At 61.0% G+C, this 18431-nt stretch carries 13 protein-coding genes; 6 read left to right on the plus strand and 7 right to left on the minus strand.

Annotated features, from left to right (window positions below; genetic code table 11):
* Nucleotides 1-29: 29 nt before the first annotated feature.
* The 4 genes from folD to FDG13_RS09725 all read left to right on the plus strand — a co-directional run bounded on the left by folD (nucleotide 30) and on the right by FDG13_RS09725 (nucleotide 6120).
* Nucleotides 30-896, plus strand: a complete 867-nt coding sequence (gene folD, locus FDG13_RS09710) for a bifunctional methylenetetrahydrofolate dehydrogenase/methenyltetrahydrofolate cyclohydrolase FolD (protein WP_180127117.1) — start codon at nucleotides 30-32, stop codon at nucleotides 894-896.
* A 5-nt stretch (nucleotides 897-901) separates the two neighbouring features.
* Entirely contained in the window at nucleotides 902-2965 is a 2064-nt protein-coding gene (locus tag FDG13_RS09715; protein WP_180127119.1) for a M3 family metallopeptidase, read from the plus strand.
* A gap of 106 nt (nucleotides 2966-3071) precedes the next feature.
* Entirely contained in the window at nucleotides 3072-3674 is a 603-nt protein-coding gene (locus tag FDG13_RS09720) for a glutaredoxin family protein (RefSeq protein WP_255435182.1), read from the plus strand.
* A gap of 193 nt (nucleotides 3675-3867) precedes the next feature.
* Complete coding sequence (locus FDG13_RS09725; RefSeq protein ID WP_180127123.1) at nucleotides 3868-6120, plus strand: penicillin-binding protein 1A; 2253 nt, start codon at nucleotides 3868-3870, stop codon at nucleotides 6118-6120.
* 59 nt (nucleotides 6121-6179) lie between these two features.
* Here the strand turns inward: FDG13_RS09725 and FDG13_RS09730 are convergent, their stop codons facing one another.
* Nucleotides 6180-7430: a nitronate monooxygenase gene (locus FDG13_RS09730; RefSeq protein ID WP_180127125.1), complete on the minus strand. Its 1251-nt coding sequence runs from the start codon at nucleotides 7428-7430 to the stop codon at nucleotides 6180-6182.
* A gap of 288 nt (nucleotides 7431-7718) precedes the next feature.
* Between FDG13_RS09730 and FDG13_RS09735 the strand changes: the two genes are divergently transcribed.
* Nucleotides 7719-8639 (plus strand): CoA transferase, encoded by a 921-nt coding sequence (locus FDG13_RS09735; protein ID WP_180127127.1) that lies wholly within the window; start codon nucleotides 7719-7721, stop codon nucleotides 8637-8639.
* Nucleotides 8640-8765: 126 nt separating this feature from the next.
* On the opposite strand, the gene FDG13_RS09740 is transcribed toward FDG13_RS09735, so the two are convergent.
* From FDG13_RS09740 to ispD, 6 genes are all read right to left on the minus strand, one after another.
* The gene (locus FDG13_RS09740) at nucleotides 8766-10427 is read right to left on the minus strand and encodes an alkaline phosphatase (RefSeq protein WP_180127129.1); all 1662 of its coding nucleotides are present in this window, start codon (nucleotides 10425-10427) and stop codon (nucleotides 8766-8768) included.
* Between the two features lie 246 nt (nucleotides 10428-10673).
* Nucleotides 10674-11033 carry a phosphate-starvation-inducible protein PsiE gene (locus FDG13_RS09745; RefSeq protein WP_180127131.1) on the minus strand — a complete coding sequence of 120 codons (360 nt, stop codon included), beginning with the start codon at nucleotides 11031-11033 and terminating at the stop codon, nucleotides 10674-10676.
* 133 nt (nucleotides 11034-11166) lie between these two features.
* Nucleotides 11167-12024: an S-formylglutathione hydrolase gene (gene fghA / locus FDG13_RS09750; protein WP_304621511.1), complete on the minus strand. Its 858-nt coding sequence runs from the start codon at nucleotides 12022-12024 to the stop codon at nucleotides 11167-11169.
* A gap of 58 nt (nucleotides 12025-12082) precedes the next feature.
* Entirely contained in the window at nucleotides 12083-13189 is a 1107-nt protein-coding gene (locus FDG13_RS09755) for an S-(hydroxymethyl)glutathione dehydrogenase/class III alcohol dehydrogenase (protein ID WP_180127133.1), read from the minus strand.
* A 271-nt stretch (nucleotides 13190-13460) separates the two neighbouring features.
* Nucleotides 13461-13943, minus strand: a complete 483-nt coding sequence (gene ispF, locus FDG13_RS21090; RefSeq protein WP_255435183.1) for a 2-C-methyl-D-erythritol 2,4-cyclodiphosphate synthase — start codon at nucleotides 13941-13943, stop codon at nucleotides 13461-13463.
* A gap of 45 nt (nucleotides 13944-13988) precedes the next feature.
* Complete coding sequence (gene ispD / locus FDG13_RS21095; RefSeq protein ID WP_255435184.1) at nucleotides 13989-14723, minus strand: 2-C-methyl-D-erythritol 4-phosphate cytidylyltransferase; 735 nt, start codon at nucleotides 14721-14723, stop codon at nucleotides 13989-13991.
* 87 nt (nucleotides 14724-14810) lie between these two features.
* Between ispD and mfd the strand changes: the two genes are divergently transcribed.
* Nucleotides 14811-18383 carry a transcription-repair coupling factor gene (mfd, locus tag FDG13_RS09765; RefSeq protein WP_180127135.1) on the plus strand — a complete coding sequence of 1191 codons (3573 nt, stop codon included), beginning with the start codon at nucleotides 14811-14813 and terminating at the stop codon, nucleotides 18381-18383.
* Nucleotides 18384-18431 lie beyond the last annotated feature (48 nt).

The following is an 18431-nucleotide window of genomic DNA, read 5'->3' on the forward strand; positions in this document are numbered from 1 at the left end:
TAGCGGGCTTTTTTTATGATGGATTTGCAATGAACACACCTGCCCCCAGCGCCCAACTCATTGACGGCGTGGCCCTGTCCAAACAATTGCGCCTGGATGTGACCGAGCGCGCCCGCGCCCTCAAGGCCCGTGGCATCACCCCCGGCCTGGCGGTGATCCTGGTCGGTGACAACCCGGCCAGCCAGGTTTATGTACGCAACAAGGTCAAGGGTTGTGAAGACTGCGGTTTTCACTCGGTGCTCGAAAAGTACGAGGCCAGCCTCAGTGAAGCCGAGTTGCTGGCCCACATTGCCCGGCTCAATGCCGACCCGGCCATCCACGGCATCCTGGTGCAGCTGCCGGTGCCCAAACACATTGACGCCAGCAAGGTGATCGAGGCGATTTCGCCCCTGAAGGATGTCGACGGTTTCCACATCGCCAGCGCCGGTGCGTTGATGACAGGCATGCCGGGTTTCTGGCCCTGCACCCCTTATGGCTGCATGAAGATGCTGGAGTCCATTGGTTACGACCTGCGTGGCAAACACGCGGTGGTGATTGGCCGCTCCAACATCGTGGGCAAACCCATGGCCATGATGCTGCTGCAGAAAAACGCCACCGTCACCATCTGCCACAGCGCCACAGCCGATCTCAAGGCAATGACACTGCAGGCCGACGTGATCGTGGCGGCGGTGGGCAAGCGCAATGTGCTGACCGCCGACATGGTCAAACCCGGCGCGGTGGTGCTCGATGTCGGCATGAACCGCAATGACGAGGGCAAGCTTTGCGGTGATGTGGATTTTGAAAGCGTGCGCCAGGTCGCAGGCTTCATTACCCCGGTACCGGGTGGTGTTGGCCCGATGACCATTACCATGTTGCTGGTCAACACCCTTGAAGCCGCCGAACGCAGCACCATCTGAACACCATGACCAATCCCCTTCTCTCTTTTGACGACCTGCCCGCGTTTGACCAGATTCGCCCGGAGCACATCGAACCGGCGCTCGAACAACTGCTGACCCAGGCCAACCAGGCGCTTGAGAGCGTCACCGCACCAGCTTTCGAGGCCAAGTGGGACAACATGGCCCGTGTGCTCGATGTGGCCACCGAGCAATTGTCACGCGCCTGGGGCGCCGTCAGCCACCTCAACAGCGTGGCCGACAGCCCCGAGTTACGCGCCGCCTTCAATGCCGCCCTGCCCAAGGTCACCGAGTTCTACACCCGCCTGGGGGCTGATGAACGCCTGTACGCCAAATACAAAGTCATTGACCCCAGCACCCTGACAGCCGAGCAGCGCCAGGCGCACAAAAACGCCTTGCGCAACTTTGTGCTCGGTGGTGCGGAGCTTCAAGGGGCAGCGCGCGAACGGTTTGCGGCCATCCAGGAGTTGCAGGCCGCAGCCAGCCAAAAATTCAGCGAAAACGCGCTCGACGCGACCGACGCCTTTGCCTACTACGCCACGCTGGACGAGCTAAACGGTGTGCCCCACGACATCGTGCAGGCCGCCCAATCGGCCGCGCAAGCAGATGGCAAAGAGGGCTACAAACTCACGCTCAAAATGCCGTGTTACCTGCCCATCATGCAGTTTGCCAAAAGCAGCGCGCTGCGTGAAAAGCTATACCGCGCCTACGTGACACGCGCCTCCAACCAGGCCGATGAGACCAGCCAGAAGTTTGACAACTCCGAGCTGATCAAGGAGTTGCTGGCGCTGCGCCTCGAAGAAGCCCAGCTGCTGGGCTACGCCAACTTTGCCACCCTCTCGGTGGTGCCCAAGATGGCTGAGTCGCCCGACAAAGTCATCCACTTCCTGCGTGACCTGGCAACACGCGCCAAGCCCTTTGCCGAACAAGACCTGGCTGACATGCGCAGCTTTGCGACGGAACAACTGGGCCTGACTGACCCGCAAGCCTGGGACTGGCCCTATGTCAGTGAAAAACTCAAGGAAGTCCGCTACGCCTTCAACGAGCAAGAAGTCAAACAGTACTTCCCGCTGCCCAAGGTGCTGGCCGGTCTGTTCCAGATTGTCGAAACCCTGTTTGAGGTGCAGATCCGCGAAGACCACGCCCCGGTCTGGCATGAAGACGTGCGCTTTTACCGCATTGAGCGCCCCGCCACACAGGCCGGTGACACAGCCAACACGCTGGTCGGCCAGTTTTACCTGGACCCGACCTCGCGCAACGGCAAACGCGGCGGCGCCTGGATGGACGACGTGCGTGCCCGCTGGTTGCGTCCCGACACCCACACCCTGCAAACCCCGGTGGCGCACCTGGTGTGCAACTTTGCCGCCAGTGTAGCTGGCCGCCCGGCCCTGCTGACACACGACGATGTCACCACCCTGTTCCACGAGTTTGGCCACGGCTTGCACCACCTGCTGACCCAGGTGAACGAGCGCGATGTGTCGGGCATCAGCGGTGTGGAGTGGGATGCGGTGGAGTTGCCCAGCCAGTTCATGGAGAACTTCTGCTGGGAGTGGGAGGTGCTCAAGAACATGACCTCGCATGTCGACACCGACGAGCCGTTGCCGCGCGCCCTGTTCGACAAGATGCTGGCGGCCAAAAACTTCCAGAGTGGTATGCAGACCCTGCGCCAGATCGAGTTCTCGCTGTTTGACATGTTGTTGCACAGCGCCCACGACCCGGCCCAGGACATCATGCCCCTGCTGCAACAGGTGCGCGATGAAGTGGCCGTGTTGCAGCCCCCGAGCTGGAGCCGCACCGCCCACACCTTCAGCCACATTTTTGCCGGTGGTTATGCGGCAGGGTATTACAGCTACAAATGGGCCGAGGTGCTCAGCGCTGATGCGTATGCCGCCTTTGAGGAAACCATGGGCGCTGAAGGCCAGCCCAGTCTGGACACCGGTCGGCGTTACCGCCAGGCGATCCTGGAGGCGGGTGGCAGCCGTCCGGCGATCGAGTCTTTCAAGGCGTTTCGTGGGCGCGAGCCGCTGCTGGACGCCTTGTTGCGGCACCAGGGCATGGTCCAAACGCGTTAAAGGAGGTCTGCAAATGGCACATCGTCAGCTTCATATTCGTGCTCTCAGAGCACGCAAGCCCTTATCCATATTGGGTGGACTGCTATGTTTTTGCACGGTTTCCGTCTTGACCCAGCCCTTGGCACAAGCGCAGACGCTCTACCGCATCGTCGGGCCGGACGGGCGCGTCACCTTTTCAGACAAACCGCCAGCCGCTGCGGCCAAAGTCACACCCCTGAGTGCAGACGGCAAAGACGCTGGCAGCGCAGCCAGCACGCTGCCTTATGAGTTGCGCCAGGTGGCCGCGAAATACCCGGTAACCCTGTTCAGCGCCAAGGAATGTATGCCCTGTGACGAGGGCCGCACCTTGCTGCGCAGCCGTGGCATCCCCTTCACGGAGAAAACCGTCGAGAGCAACGACGATGCCGAATCGCTCAAACGCCTGGCCAACACCAGCTCGGTGCCGCTGCTCACCGTGGGTGGCCAGCAAATCAAGGGTTATTCCGCGCCCGAATGGACACAGTACCTCAACGCCGCTGGTTACCCCGAGAAAAACAAGCTGCCCACCGGCTACCGTTATGCCGAGCCCAGCCCGCTGGTGGCGGCCAAACCCACGGAGTCGGCCCCCAGTGAGGCCAAGGCGCCCGAAGCACCCGCCAGAACCAGCGCACCGGCTCCCGCTGCGGCAACACGGGTGTCACCCAGCAACCCGGCGGGTATCCAGTTCTGAATTTGCATCTGCTTACAAAAGACCGTGTCAGGTTCACATAGCTGACACACGAGCCCAGGCGGCAAGCTGGACAATCAGCGGCTGTTTCAAACACATACAGACCGACCTCAGCCAACTGCCCCGCTCAGCACGCGGCGCCTTGGCATCAGTCCCCACCCCACCAGCCGTTCTGGCCACCTGATCTAACTTGAAGATGTCCATTTCACACTTTTGCCGTGCGCTGTTGTTGCTGTGGGTGCTGGTCGGCCCCGGTGTGTATGCCGCCTCTCCCCTGGATTTGCCCAGCCTGGAGTCCATGACCGACTACCGGCCCAAGATCCCCCTGCGGGTGTACACCAGCGACAACGTGCTGATTGGCGAGTTTGGCCAGGAGCGGCGGGACTTTGTTGCTATCAAAGACATACCCCTGGTGCAAAAGCAGGCGCTCTTGGCCATTGAGGACGCACGCTTCTACGAACACGGTGGAGTGGACTACAAAGGTGTGGTGCGTGCGGTGCTGGCGGACCTGAGCGGCGGGCTCAAACAAGGGGCCTCCACCATCACCATGCAGGTCGCGCGCGACTTTTACCTGACCAAGGAGAAGCTGTTCTCGCGCAAACTCACCGAGGTGATGTTGGCCTACAAGATCGAGGCGGAACTCAGCAAAGACCAGATCCTGGAGCTCTACATGAACCAGGTCTACCTGGGTCAACGCGCCTACGGTTTCAGCAGTGCAGCGCGCATCTACTTTGGCAAACCGCTCAAAGACCTGAGCCTGGCCCAGGCTGCGATGCTGGCTGGGCTGCCGCAGGCGCCGTCCAGCATCAACCCGATCACCAACCCGCAGCGTGCCAGAGCGCGCCAGCAACTGGTGCTCAAACGTATGCGTGACCTGAAGTACATCACCGAGGCGCAATATCAGGCCGCACTCAAGGAGAACATTCAGGTGCTGGCCGAAGGCCAGTCCATCAACAACCACGCCCCCTACGCCGCCGAAATGGTGCGCCAGGCGATTTTTGGCCAGTTCAAGGACGACACCTACACCCGCGGCATCAACGTCTACACCACCTTGGTCAGTGCCGACCAGGACGCCGCCTACGCCGCGGTGCGCCGCTCGGTGCTGGCCTATGACCAGCGGCGTGGTTACCGCGGCCCACAAGCCCAGATTGACCTGCCACGAGACGCCACCGAGCGTCAGAAGTTGATCGAGGCCACGCTGCAAAAGTACCCGGCCAGCGACACGCTGCTGTCTGCCGTGGTGCTGTCGGCCACACCCAAAAGTGTGCGGGCGGTCTTGGCCAACGGCAACAGCATCGAGTTGTTGCCCGAAGGTTTGCGTTTTGCGAGCAATGCCTTGAAAGACAAAGCCCCGGCGGCACTCAAGATCAAGACCGGTTCGGTGATCCGCGTCGAGCAGGACAACAAAGGCCGCTGGCGCATAAGCCAGATCCCCAATGTGGGTGCGGCCCTGGTGGCGCTGAACAACCAGACCGGTGCGATGCGCGCCCTGGTGGGTGGTTTTGACTTTTACAGCAGCGAGTTCAACCACGTCACCCAGGCCTGGCGCCAACCCGGCTCGGCGATGAAACCCTTCATCTATTCCGCCGCACTCGACAAAGGTTACACACCGGGCACCCTGGTGAACGACGCACCGTTGACACTCACCAGCGAAGAAACCGGCGGCCAGCCCTGGCAGCCGCAGAACGACGACAACCAGTTTGACGGTGCCATCACCCTGCGCACCGCGCTGGCCAAGTCCAAAAACGTGGCCGCAGTGCGTTTGCTGCGCGCCATCACACCGGCCTATGCCCACGATTTTTTGCCCCGTTTTGGCTTGGACCCCAGCAAACAGCCGGTGAACTACACGCTGGCCCTGGGGACCGGTGCGGTCACCCCCTTGCAGCTGGCCGGGGCTTATTCGGTGTTTGCCAATGGCGGCTTCCAGATCAACCCCTACCTGATCCAGAAAATCACCGACATCCGGGGCAATGTCTTGTTTGAAGCCGCCCCGGTGCTGCCCGCACAGGAAGCCAACCGTGTGCTCGATGCCCGCAACGCCTTCATCACCGACAGTTTGTTGCGCGAGGTCACCAGCTCGGGCACCGCAGCCAGCGCCTCACAAAAACTGGCGCGGCACGATCTGGCCGGCAAAACCGGCACCAGCAGTGACGCGGTGGACGGCTGGTTTGCGGGCTACAGCGGCAGCACCACCGCAGTGGCCTGGATGGGGTTTGATGAGCCGCGCAGTCTGGGAACCCATGAGTTTGGTGCCACGGTGGCCTTGCCGATGTGGATCGACTACATGCGCGTGAACCTGGCCAAACAACCCGTCAGCATGCCAGCACCTCCGGCGGGTGTGTCGATGTCACAGGGTGACTGGGTCATGGATGCGCTCTCAGACAACACGGCAACCCGCTCGATTGATCTGGACCCGCTGCAAAAACTCATCGACTTGTTCAGTTTCTGAAACCGACAAAACAGCTGCTGCGACCAATCCAGCGGCAGCCAGGTCGGGGGTACGGGGGCTCAGATACCGGCTGGCAGCGCAATCTGGTGGTCAACGCTGTAGAGGTAGTCGTTGAAGATGTGTTCTGCTGTCAACAGCTGGTATTTGCCATCCGGCCCCCGGCGCGTGGTGTCTTTCAGGCGGTAGGTGTAGTGGCCGCAGGTCCACAGCTTGAAGTTGCGCATCTGGGTGCACAAACAGGTTTTGTCCATCACCGAGATGTTTTTGCCACTGGGATTCAGCGCCAGTTCACGGTTGTACGAGGTGATATAGGCGCAGTTGCCATTGCCATCAAGCAGGTAGCCATACGACTCACAATTGGGCCGGATGCCGTCACCAATCGCCGGGGAGCCCTTGAGCATACGCATCGGGTAACCGGTAGGCGAAATGGTGTTGACCACGATGTCATCCTCGTTGGCCATGTAGTAATCCTGCTTGACATCGGCCGGCAGACCACATTCCTCGGCGACGGTGAAACGGGTGGCCACCTGCACTGCGGCTGAGCCACTTTCCAGGAAAGACACCGCATCGCTGCCGGTGAAGATGCCACCGGCTGCGATCACTGGGATGTTGAGCTCCTCATCCTTCACAAACTTGATCACCTCGGCAATGATGGTGGCCAGGTCGTACTGCGCCCAGTCCAGGCCAAAACCCAGGTGACCACCAGCCAGCGGGCCTTCGACCACCACGAAGTCGGGCTTGCGGTCCAGCCGCGCGTTTTTGCGCAAAAACAGCTGCAAGGCGCGCACGCTGGACACGATGATGCCGAGCTTGGCGTCACGGAAACGCGGGTGGTCTGCGATCAGCCCAAACGAGCCCAGATGCAGGCCAGCGCTGAGCGTGATGCCATCAATGCCCGCGTCCAGCGCGGAGGCCATACGCACCTGCAGGGTTTCGCGCGGACCGTTCATGGTCAGCTTTTCCATGCAGTTCACAAAAATCAGGCCATCACCCTTCTTGGCTTCCATGGTGGCGCCCACGTGGTTGCGCGTGGCCTCGGCCAGGATGTCCAGGTCAAATTTGACGTCGGACTTGTCGGCATTAAGGATGTTGTGTTTGTAGAGTTTGGTTTTGTCTTTGACAAAACTGGTGTCAAAACGGCGGTCAGACACATCGTTGACCATGGCATCCGAAATGTGACCAATGCCACCCAGGCGGGCGGTCTCCAGTGCCAGTTCTGCCGTCGAAATATCGACCCCCATACCACCCACCATGATCGGCACATACTCTTTTTGGCCGAATTTCAGGCGAAAGTCATCAACACGTTTCATGAAAATCCTTGAGGCAACGGGCGTCTTCAGCGAGGAAACATCCTGGCAGGCAAGCAGGGAAGAGGCCCAAAATAACAGCTGGGTGAGATAACCCAAGCGACTCCTGAATTCTACCCGCCCACCCTGGCAACTCCAGCGCCAGCCCAATACCCATGATGCGTTTATATGCTTGCCCGCTGTCATGTGAATGACACTTTGCAGCGCTTGGCATAAGACAGTTACCCAACTGTGTGATGGTCCTGAGTCACTGCGTCAAAATGGGCCATCCAGCCGCACTACCCCAAACCCATGCTCGCCACACCTACGCATTTGCCCCAGGCCCTGACGGGGGTCCAGGTCCTGAGCCTGAGCCTGAATCTGCCCGGCCCCGCCGCCCTGCAACGTTGCCGCCAGATGGGCGCACGTTGTCACAAGCTGGAGCCCCCCGCGCCACAGGCCGTCGGCAGCACCGATGTGTCGTCCAGCCTCACCGGCGACCCGATGAGCCACTACAGCCCGGCTGCCTACCGGGACTTGCATGAGGGCATCAACGTTCAGGTTGTCAACCTCAAAACCGAAGTCGGCCAGGCGGCCCTACACACCGAGCTGACGCAGGCCGATGTGCTGCTGACCTCGTTTCGCCCGAGCGCGCTGCGCAAACTGGGTCTGGACTGGGCCAGCCTGCAGCCGCGTTACCCGAAGCTGTCCGTGGTCAGCATCGTCGGTGCATCCGGTGTGAACGCCGACCTGCCGGGCCATGACCTGACCTACCTGGCCGATAACGGTCTGATCACTGGCCTGGACCTGCCAACCACCCTGTACGCCGACATGGGTGGTGCGCTGATGGCCAGCGAAGCGGTATTACAGGCCGTGCTGCTGCAGCGCCAAAGCGGCGCGGGCAGCTGGATCGAAGTGGCCTTGTCCGACGCCGCCGCCCACCTGGCCCTGCCCCGCCGCTGGGGCGCCACCCTGCCCGGCACATTGCTTGGCGGAGGCCATGCCGGATACCAGGTTTACCCCTGCCTGGACGGCCGCGTGGCCCTGGCCGCGCTGGAGCCGCACTTTGCCCAGACCCTGTGTATGGCAGCTGGCCTGCCCTGGCGCGGCCAAGCCATGATGCAAGAGGACAGCACCCGCCAGGCCATCGCCCACTTTGTCGCCGGGCTCAGCCGTGAGGCGCTGGAGACGCTGGCGGCTGAGCACGACATTCCGCTGACAACGCTCTGTTAATCAGAGCTACTCACCCTTTATTTAAAAGGGCTAGAGAATTATTTGACCAGAAATGTCGCCAGCCTGGCAAACACAAAGACCCAGCATGGCGCCCGCTCCGGGCCAGGAGACTTGGCGCCACGGTCTTCACTTGACCAGATTCACCAGGTTGCGCGCCACAAACCAGCGGCTGCCGTTGAACACGGTGACACCATCGGAGTTGACTTCTTTGTCATTGAGCCAGGCGACACTTTTGTTGCGGGGCATACGCAGGGTGTGTTCACCCTTTTTGACCACCAGCACCGGGTTCTCGGTGTCGCTGTTGTCGACATCCACCTGCGCACCCTTGGCGCCAAAAGCAGCGGCCGCATCCAGAAACAGCTTGCTGGTGGTCTGGTCCAGGTCCACACCCAGTGTCTTGGCCATGAAGCTGGCAACCTGGGTGTTGTCCACCAGGCCACCCAGCAGACGGCCACGCGGGTCGTAGTTGTACAGCACCACATCTTCACCGGTGTGGCCGTTGGTGGTGTAGCCGATCTTGGCGCGTTTGGCGACGATGGGGCCCACGGCGTAGTTCACCTCACCCTTTTTGGCCTTGAGCAGGCTCTCCACTTCGGTATCTGTCAGGTCCTCCACACCCAGCCATTCCTTGGCCAGGGCGCGGATCTCAGCACCCAGGCTGTCCACCGTGGCCTCCAGCCGGTTGGCAGGCAACAGGGCTTCGAAGCCTTCCCCGGTCACCTTGGCTTTTTTGAGCGGCTCGATAAAGCTGGTCCAGGGGGTTTTGTCGTAGGTTTTGCTGGTGGAGCGGTCACCAATCGAGATGCCGGAGTTGCCATGATCGGTCACCGCCACCACCAAGGTGTTCTTGTTGGTTTTGGCAAAGTCCAGCGCCACCTTGACCGCCCTGTCAAAAGCCAGCACGTCGCTGACGATGCCCACGGTGTCATTGGCGTGGGCGGCCCAGTCCACCTTGGAGCCTTCCACCATCAGGAAAAAACCTTTGGGCCGAGCCGACAGCACCTCAATCGCCTTGGCGGTCATCTGCGCCAGGGAGGGCTCACGCACCGGGTCGCGGTCCAGGTCATAGGACAGTGCGGTATGGGCGTCGGTCTTGCCAAACACACCCACCAGCTTGTTGCCTGCAAACTGTTGTAGCTCGGCGGTGTTGCCCACCAAGGCATAACCCCGGGCACGCAAGACGGCGGCCATGTCTTCCTTGTCCTTGCGGGACTCGGGTTTGAGGTACTTGATGCCGCCACCCAGGATGACATCGAGCTTGTTGTAGACGATTTGTTCGGTCAGGTTGTCGTAGCTGGCGCGCGACGGGTCGTGGGCGCTGAAATCGGCCGGGGTGGCGTGCATGAACTCACTGGTGCTGATGATGCCGGTGGCGCGGCCACTGAGGCGGGCGGCTTCCAGAATGGTGGCCACCGGGCGTAATTCCTCACCGGCGGCAGGCACCCGGGCGCCTGGCAAGGCATAGAGCTTGCCGGTGCTGGCGATGTTGCCGGTCTGGGATTTCCAGCCCGAGGAAATGGCCGAACCAGCCGGTGCAGAATCGGCAATGGTGCCGTCGCCATTCCAGGTGCTCATCAAGCCGCTGGCCAGCGGGTCCAGGGCCAGCGGGCTGCCCTGGTACAAACGTGCCAGCGTGGTGCCGCTGACACTCATGCCGTCAGGGATCAGGACAATGACATTGGCCAGTGTTTTGGGTGTGGCCGGGGTACTTTTGCCAGCGGCCTGTGTCGGCCCGGCGAGCGTGAGTGAGAGCAAACCCAGTGTGATGGCGCGTGAAAGAATGGTCATGGTTTTTACCTTTGTAAGCAACGGGTGACATTAGCTTAATCACGCGCTGTGACAACTTTGTGAACATCGGTTACCCCATGCGGCAGCGGCTTGGTGCGCCAGGCGCCTGACTGCCAGCGGGTCGGGCACATGGCCAGGGTCAGCCCTTTAGTGAGGAAATGCTCTGTTTATCAGAGCTATTAGCCCTTGTAAATAAAGGGCTAGAGACCAATTTTCCTTGGAAGGATAACTTCTGGCCGAGACCGATCACTCCTCGGTGCGCATCCGGCTGGTGACCCAGCAGGCCAGCGCAATCAGCAAAATGGCGCCAGCCTCGTACAGCAGCACAATCGGGTCGGAGTCTTTGCCCTGCAACACAATCAAGCGGCTCAGCGCGGTCATCGCAATGAACAGGGGCAAGATGATCAGGTTGCGCTGGCGCACATAAAACGCGCCGAGCATGCCCAACACCTCGGCGTAGATGAACATCAACAACAGATCTTGCAAGGCCACCCGGCGGTTTTCGATCAGCACCCAGATCTCCTGGCCCATCGCAACCACGGTGAAGCAGGCGATCAAGGCCAGGAAAATTTTCTCAACCGCATCGATCAAACGTTTGATGCTCATGGTTCTCCCATCACGTCGGTTGTCAGAACGGGGCGGTGCCTGTGGCACAGCATGCAGATGTCCCTCACCGCCCAGCGGCTTGGGATCACATTATTGAAGCAAGCAACAAAACCTCAAGACCTGTAGCGCATTCTCAGCGCAGCGCCCGCGCGTGGTGTGCCAGATGGTCGGCCATAAAGCTGACGATGAAGTAATAACCATGGTCATACCCCGCATGGCGACGTAGCGTGAGCGGCTGGCCGACACGGGCGCAGGCGGCCTCAAACAACTCGGGGTGCAATTGTTCTGCCAGGAATTTGTCGGCCAGTCCCTGGTCGATCAGGATGCCACCGGGAAAAGGCGCAGCAGCCATGCCGCTCATCAGGGCGCTGGCATCGTATCTGGCCCAGGTGGTCTGGTCCGCCCCAAGGTAGTGGCCCAACGCTTTGTGCCCCCACGGGCATTGGCTGGCTGCACAGATCGGCGCAAAGGCAGACAGCGACTTGAAGCGGCCCGGGTGTCTGAGCGCCAAGGTCAAGGCGCCGTGCCCGCCCATGGAGTGGCCGGTAATGCCCAGACGCCGACAGTCCAGCGGCAAGCTCTGGCCCAGCAGGGGCAGCAGCTCGTGCATCAGGTAACTTTCCATGCGCCAGTATTTGGCCCATGGGGCTTGTGTGGCATCCAGGTAAAAGCCGGCACCCACGCCAAAGTCCCAGGCATCGGCCTCACCCGCCACACCGGCGCCGCGTGGGCTGGTGTCGGGCGCGATCAAGGCCAGGCCCAGTTCAGCCGCCAGACGCTGGGCACCGGCTTTGACCATGAAGGTTTCTTCGGTGCAGGTCAGGCCGGCCAGGTACAACACGGCGGGCACCGGGCCGTAGGCCGCCTGCGGTGGCAGGTAGACCGAGAGCTTCATGGGCAGGCCGATTTCGCTGGATGCGTGCTGGTAAAAGCGCTGCAGACCATCAAAGCAGCTGTGCTCACTGAGCAATTGCAGGGGAGATGGGTTCATTAGGTATAAAAAGTATAGCTATTGGCGCTTGATGGATAAGGGGTGGAGGCCAATTTGATCAATAAATCACGACGCCACGGATGGACTCGCCGCTTTTCATCAGCTCAAAACCTTTGTTGATGTCTTTGAGCGGCATGGTGTGGGTGATCAGGTCGTCGATGTTGATCTTGCCTTCCATGTACCAGTCGACAATTTTGGGCACATCGGTGCGGCCACGGGCGCCGCCAAAAGCCGAGCCCTCCCATTTGCGCCCGGTCACCAGCTGGAACGGACGCGTGCTGATTTCGGCCCCGGCTTCGGCCACACCAATGATGATGCTGCGGCCCCAGCCCTTGTGGGTGCACTCCAGCGCCTGGCGCATCACCTGGGTGTTGCCAATGCACTCAAAGCTGTAGTCGGCGCCGCCGTCGGTGAGCTGCACGATGCTGTCCACCACGTTGGCAACTTCCTTGGGGTTGATGAAATGGGTCATGCCGAATTTGCGCGCCATTTCCTGGCGGGCCGGGTTGATGTCCACACCAATGATCTTGTCGGCACCGACCATCTTGGCACCCTGGATCACGTTCAGGCCAATGCCGCCCAGACCAAACACCACGACGTTGGCGCCCGCTTCCACCTTGGCGGTGAAGATCACCGCGCCAATGCCGGTGGTGACGCCACAGCCGATGTAGCAGACCTTGTCGAACGGCGCGTCTTCACGGATTTTGGCCAGGCTGATTTCGGGGGCGACGGTGTAGTTGCTGAAGGTGGATGTGCCCATGTAGTGAAAGATCGGCTGACCGTCCAGGCTGAAACGGCTGGTCGCGTCGGGCATCAGGCCCTTGCCCTGCGTGCCACGAATCAGCTGGCACAAATTGGTTTTGCGCGAGAGGCAAAACTTGCACTGGCGGCATTCGGGGGTGTAGAGCGGGATAACGTGGTCGCCTTTTTTGAGCGTGGTCACGCCCGGGCCGACATCCACCACAATGCCCGCGCCTTCATGGCCCAGGATGGCCGGAAAGATGCCTTCGGGGTCGGCGCCGCTCAAGGTGTAGTAATCGGTGTGGCAGATGCCGGTGGCTTTGATTTCGACCAGCACTTCGCCGAACTTGGGGCCTTGCAGGTCAACGGTTTCAATGGTCAGAGGCTGGCCTGCTTTCCAGGCGACGGCGGCTTGTGTTTTCATGGGGGGGACTCTTGGTGGTTGAGCAGAATCAGACAGCGCCTGAGCGTAGCGGAATGTCCGGCCCGGCGTCGGGATGGGGGCATCGTGCCAGGCACGTGGATACCTGACGACCCGGCCCGGCAACTGGCCCAGCGCATCCTTGTTGAAGCCGTCCGCAGAGGACGGTGCGCAAGGATCCGAGGTTGCAGATGCTCTTTTAAAAAGAGCTATACACCCTTGCAATCAAAGGGCTAGAGGCTGATTTGTTGCACAAGGGGGTGTGAGAGCCGCGTCAGGCTGTCTTGTAGAGCAACGCCACCGCCCGCGCTTCCATCGCGTGCCCCAGCCCGACCGGCCCCATTTTTTCAGCGGTCTTGGCCTTGACATTCACCTGGTCGGGCTGCAGCCCCAAGGTCTGCGCGATGTGGGCGCGCATGGCAGGAATGTGTGGCATCAGCTTGGGCGCCTGGGCGATCACGGTGCTGTCGATGTTGCCAATCTCAAAGCCTTTGGCCCGCACCCGGCGCGCCGCCTCGGCCAGCAGCACACTGGAATCCGCGCCCTTGAAGGCCGCGTCGGTATCGGGAAAATGCGTGCCAATGTCACCCAGAGCGGCAGCGCCCAAGAGCGCATCGGTGATCGCGTGCAACAGTGCATCCGCGTCCGAGTGGCCCCACAAACCGAGGTGAAACGGCACCTCCACCCCACCCAGGATCAGTTTGCGCCCAGCCACCAGGGCATGGGTGTCCCAGCCTTCGCCAATTCTGAAATTCATTGTGTTGACCTTGTTTGTGTATCAAGTGCGCGCCACCGCGCCCAGTCAGGCAACCTGACCAACGCGCGACAACAGCACCGCTTGTGCCAGCGCAAAGTCTTCCGGGTAGGTCACCTTGAAGTTCTGGGCGCTGCCGGGCACCAGCTTGGGGGCCAGCCCCATGGCTTCGATCGCGCTCGATTCGTCGGTGACCGCGTCCCCCGCCAGCTCCAGCGCTTCGAGCAGGCTACCAATGCGGAACATCTGCGGTGTTTGCGCCAGCCATTTGTCAACGCGTGGCAAGGTGCTGGCAACCCGGCCAGCTTGGCCAGATTTGAGTGTGTCGGGCAGCGGCAGGGCAAGTAGACCACCCACTTCGTCGCTCAGGCAAGCATCGAGCAACTGGTTGATCTGCGCCGGGGTGATCAGGCAGCGTGCCGCATCGTGCACCAGCACCCAGTCGTGTGGAACTGCACCCTCGGCCAGCAGCGCATTCAAACCATTAAATACGCTTGAAGCCCTTGTAGAACCTCCGCAAGACGCTATTAAAAAAGATGAATCCTTCCACTGCGGTGTCTGAAAAAACGCATCATCTGAAGACACCACCACCAGCGTCTGGTCAATACGCGGCACCTCGGCAAACGCCGCCAGGGTGTGCATCACCATCGGTTGGCCCGCCAGCACCTGGTACTGTTTGGGGCCGGCGGCGCCCGCACGTGAGCCGTTGCCAGCACAGGGAATCAGGGCCCAGCAGCGTGGCGTGGTGCTGGGTGTAAGGGTGATATCGGTGAGTTCAGTCATGGTGTGGGCTGCATTCTAGAATCCGTGACAACACACCCTGCCAATCTTTGCGCAGGGTTTTGGCGTTTCTACCTGACACACTTTCGCATGGAATTACCCAAACTCAACCCCGGCAAGCGCTACACCCTGCCCCGCCCCACCGGTTCGGCCGACGCGCTGTTGCTGGCCCAACTGGCCCTACGCGACAAGGCCAGTGGCAAGGTGACAGCCATCGTCACCGCAGATGCACCCGACGCCCAGCGCCTGATCGACGAGATGGCGTTTTTTGCGCCCGAGCTGCGTTGTGTGTTGTTCCCGGACTGGGAGACGCTGCCGTTTGACACTTTTTCACCGCACCAGGACCTGATCAGTGAGCGCCTGGCCACCTTGTGGCGCATCAGCCAGCACGACAAGGACACCGGCGCCGATGTGGTGGTGGTACCTGCTACCACCGCGCTGTACCGCTTGGCGCCACCGAGTTTTCTGGCGGGCACCACCTTTCACTTCAAGGTCAAACAAAAGCTCAACGAATCCAAACTCAAGGCGCAGCTCACCCTGGCCGGGTACAGCCATGTGACGCAGGTCGTCAGCCCCGGTGAATACGCGGTGCGCGGCGGCTTGATCGACTTGTTCCCGATGGGCAGCCCGGTGCCGTTCCGGGTGGATTTGTTTGACGATGAGATCGATTCCATTCGCACCTTTGACCCCGACAGCCAGCGCAGCCTGTACCCGGTGCCCGAGGTGCGTCTCTTGCCCGGGCGCGAGTTCCCGATGGATGACGATGCGCGCGCACGGTTTCGCAGCCGCTGGCGTGAGCTGCTCGAAGGCGACCCCACCCGCAGCCGCATCTACAAAGACATTGGCAACGGGGTCGCCACTGCGGGCATCGAGTATTACCTGCCGCTGTTTTTTGAGGAAACGGCGACCGTATTCGACTACCTGGGTGACGCAGCTACCGTGGTGTTGCATGGCGACCTAGAGCCCGCGTTTGCCCATTTCTGGCAAGACACCCGTGAACGTTACCGCCTGGTGCAAGGTGACCCGGAACACCCTGTCTTGCCGCCCGACGCGCTGTTCCTGAGCGCTGAGCAGTTTTACGGCCGGGTCAACCAGCATGCGCAGCTGTCCATCAAAGCCCGCCCTCACCCTAGCCCTCTCCCTGGGGGAGAGGGAACTGATGCACCAAACGCCCTGGTTTTGCCCCCTCTCCCCCCGGGAGAGGGCGGGGGTGAGGGGCAGTCGCCTTATGCCGAATTTGAAGCCTTGCCCCCCATGACCGTGGTGCGGGGCGCCGAAGACCCCTTGGCCCGCCTCAAAAGCCACATCCGCAACACCCAGCAACGGGTGCTGGTGCTGGCCGAGAGTGAGGGCCGACGCGCCAGCTTGCTGGACTTTTTGCATGCCAGCAGCTTTGACCCGCCAGCCTTTGACTCGCTGCAGGAGTTCCTGGCCAGCGACGAGAAAATCGGCATCGCCACCAGCAGCCTGGCCACCGGTTTCAGCTGGCTGGAAACGGGTGTGGACTTTGTGACTGAGACCGAACTGTTTGCCGCCAGCCCAACCACCCGCAAACGCAAAAAACAGGAGCAGGTCAGCGATGTGGAGGCGCTGATCAAGGACCTGAGTGAACTCAAGGTGGGTGACCCGGTGGTGCACAGCGCCCACGGCATTGGCCGTTACCGGGGCCTGATCAACTTGGACCTGGGTAACAAATTACCAAATGGCGATGCGGAGATACAAGAGTTTCTTCATCTGGAGTATGCCGACAAGGCAACCCTTTATGTGCCGGTGAGCCAGCTGCAACTGATCAGCCGTTACACCGGGGTCAGCCCGGATGAAGCGCCGTTGCACAAACTCGGCAGCGGCCAATGGGACAAAGCCAAACGCCGCGCCGCCGAGCAGGTGCGCGACAGTGCCGCCGAGTTGCTCAACATCTATGCCCGCCGCGCCGCACGCGAGGGCCATGCCTTCCGCTACAGTCCGAACGACTACGAGACCTTTGCCAATGACTTTGGTTTTGAAGAAACCGCCGACCAGAAAGCCGCCATCCATGCGGTGATCCAGGACATGATCAGCCCGCGCCCGATGGACCGGCTGGTGTGCGGCGATGTGGGCTTTGGCAAGACCGAAGTGGCACTGCGCGCCGCCTTCATTGCCATCACCGGTGGCAAACAGGTGGCCTTTCTGGCGCCCACCACCTTGCTGGCCGAACAGCATTACCAGACGCTGGTGGACCGGTTTGCCAAATGGCCGGTGAAGGTGGCCGAAATGAGCCGCTTTCGATCTGGCAAGGAAATCACCGCCGCGCTCAAAGGTGTGGCCGACGGCACCATCGACATCGTGGTCGGCACCCACAAGCTGCTGAGCGAATCGACCAAGTTCAAGGACCTGGGCCTGCTGATCATCGACGAGGAACACCGTTTTGGCGTGCGCCACAAGGAGCAGATGAAGGCCCTGCGCGCCGAGGTGGATGTGCTCACCCTCACCGCCACGCCGATCCCGCGTACTCTGGGCATGGCACTGGAAGGCTTGCGTGATTTGAGTGTGATCGCCACCGCGCCACAACGTCGGCTAGCCATCAAAACCTTTGTACGCACCGAAGGTAATGGCGTGATCCGTGAGGCAGTGCTGCGTGAACTCAAGCGGGGTGGCCAGGTGTACTTCCTGCACAACGAGGTCGAGACGATTGAGAACCGCCGCGCCAAACTCGAAGAGTTGCTGCCCGAGGCACGTATCAGCGTGGCCCACGGCCAGATGCCCGAGCGCCAGCTGGAGTCGGTGATGCGCGACTTTGTGGCGCAACGCAGCAATGTGTTGTTGTGCTCCACCATCATCGAGACCGGCATCGACGTGCCCACCGCCAACACCATCGTGATGGCCCGCGCCGACAAGTTTGGCCTGGCCCAGTTGCACCAGTTGCGTGGCCGGGTTGGCCGTAGCCACCACCAGGCCTACGCGTATCTGATGGTGCCCGATCTGGAAGGCCTGACCAAACAGGCCCAACAACGCCTGGACGCGATCCAGGCCATGGAAGAACTCGGCAGCGGCTTTTACCTGGCCATGCATGATCTGGAAATCCGCGGTGCCGGCGAGGTGCTCGGCGAAAACCAGAGTGGCAACATGCTCGAAGTGGGTTTTCAGCTCTACAACGAGATGCTGAGCGAGGCGGTGCGTTGCCTCAAGGCCGGTATCGAGCCCGACCTGCTCAACCCGCTGAATGTGGCTACCGACATCAATTTACACGCCCCGGCGCTGTTGCCAGACGACTATTGTGGCGACGTGCACCTGCGCCTGTCGTTCTACAAAAAGTTGGCCACCGCCAAAACCACAAACCAGATTGACGGCCTGCTCGAGGAAATCATCGACCGCTTTGGCAAACTCCCCGCCCAGGCACAAACCCTGATCGACGTGCATCGGCTGCGGGTGCTGAGCCAGCCCTATGGTGTGACCAAGGTAGACGCCGCACCCGGTGTGATCAGCATCACCTTCAAGAAAAACCCACCGATTGACCCGATGAAAATCATCGCCCTGATCCAGAAAAACAAACACATCAAACTGGCAGGCAACGAAAAATTGCGCATAGAACGCGAACTGCCCGAGGCCAAAGACCGAGCCCAGATGGTGCGTGACATTCTCAAAAACCTGGGGCAACCGCTGGCGCAGGAGAAAGCCACTGCGTGAGTGGTAGCCACCAAAACACTGCGCCCCTGGGTTTGAAGCCAGGGGCGC

The sequence above is a fragment of the Rhodoferax sp. BLA1 genome (genome assembly GCF_013416775.1).
Classification (GTDB): domain Bacteria; phylum Pseudomonadota; class Gammaproteobacteria; order Burkholderiales; family Burkholderiaceae_C; genus Rhodoferax.

Bases quoted from the DNA above. Each gene is read 5' to 3' on its own strand.
- folD (WP_180127117.1), top strand. From the start codon at position 30: ATGAACACACCTGCCCCCAGCGCCCAACTCATTGACGGCGTGGCCCTG.
- FDG13_RS09715 (WP_180127119.1), top strand. From the start codon at position 902: ATGACCAATCCCCTTCTCTCTTTTGACGACCTGCCCGCGTTTGACCAG.
- FDG13_RS09725 (WP_180127123.1), top strand. From the start codon at position 3,868: ATGTCCATTTCACACTTTTGCCGTGCGCTGTTGTTGCTGTGGGTGCTG.
- FDG13_RS09730 (WP_180127125.1), bottom strand. From the start codon at position 7,430: ATGAAACGTGTTGATGACTTTCGCCTGAAATTCGGCCAAAAAGAGTAT.
- FDG13_RS09735 (WP_180127127.1), top strand. From the start codon at position 7,719: ATGCTCGCCACACCTACGCATTTGCCCCAGGCCCTGACGGGGGTCCAG.
- FDG13_RS09740 (WP_180127129.1), bottom strand. From the start codon at position 10,427: ATGACCATTCTTTCACGCGCCATCACACTGGGTTTGCTCTCACTCACG.
- FDG13_RS09745 (WP_180127131.1), bottom strand. From the start codon at position 11,033: ATGAGCATCAAACGTTTGATCGATGCGGTTGAGAAAATTTTCCTGGCC.
- fghA (WP_304621511.1), bottom strand. From the start codon at position 12,024: ATGAACCCATCTCCCCTGCAATTGCTCAGTGAGCACAGCTGCTTTGAT.
- FDG13_RS09755 (WP_180127133.1), bottom strand. From the start codon at position 13,189: ATGAAAACACAAGCCGCCGTCGCCTGGAAAGCAGGCCAGCCTCTGACC.
- ispF (WP_255435183.1), bottom strand. From the start codon at position 13,943: ATGAATTTCAGAATTGGCGAAGGCTGGGACACCCATGCCCTGGTGGCT.
- ispD (WP_255435184.1), bottom strand. From the start codon at position 14,723: ATGACTGAACTCACCGATATCACCCTTACACCCAGCACCACGCCACGC.
- mfd (WP_180127135.1), top strand. From the start codon at position 14,811: ATGGAATTACCCAAACTCAACCCCGGCAAGCGCTACACCCTGCCCCGC.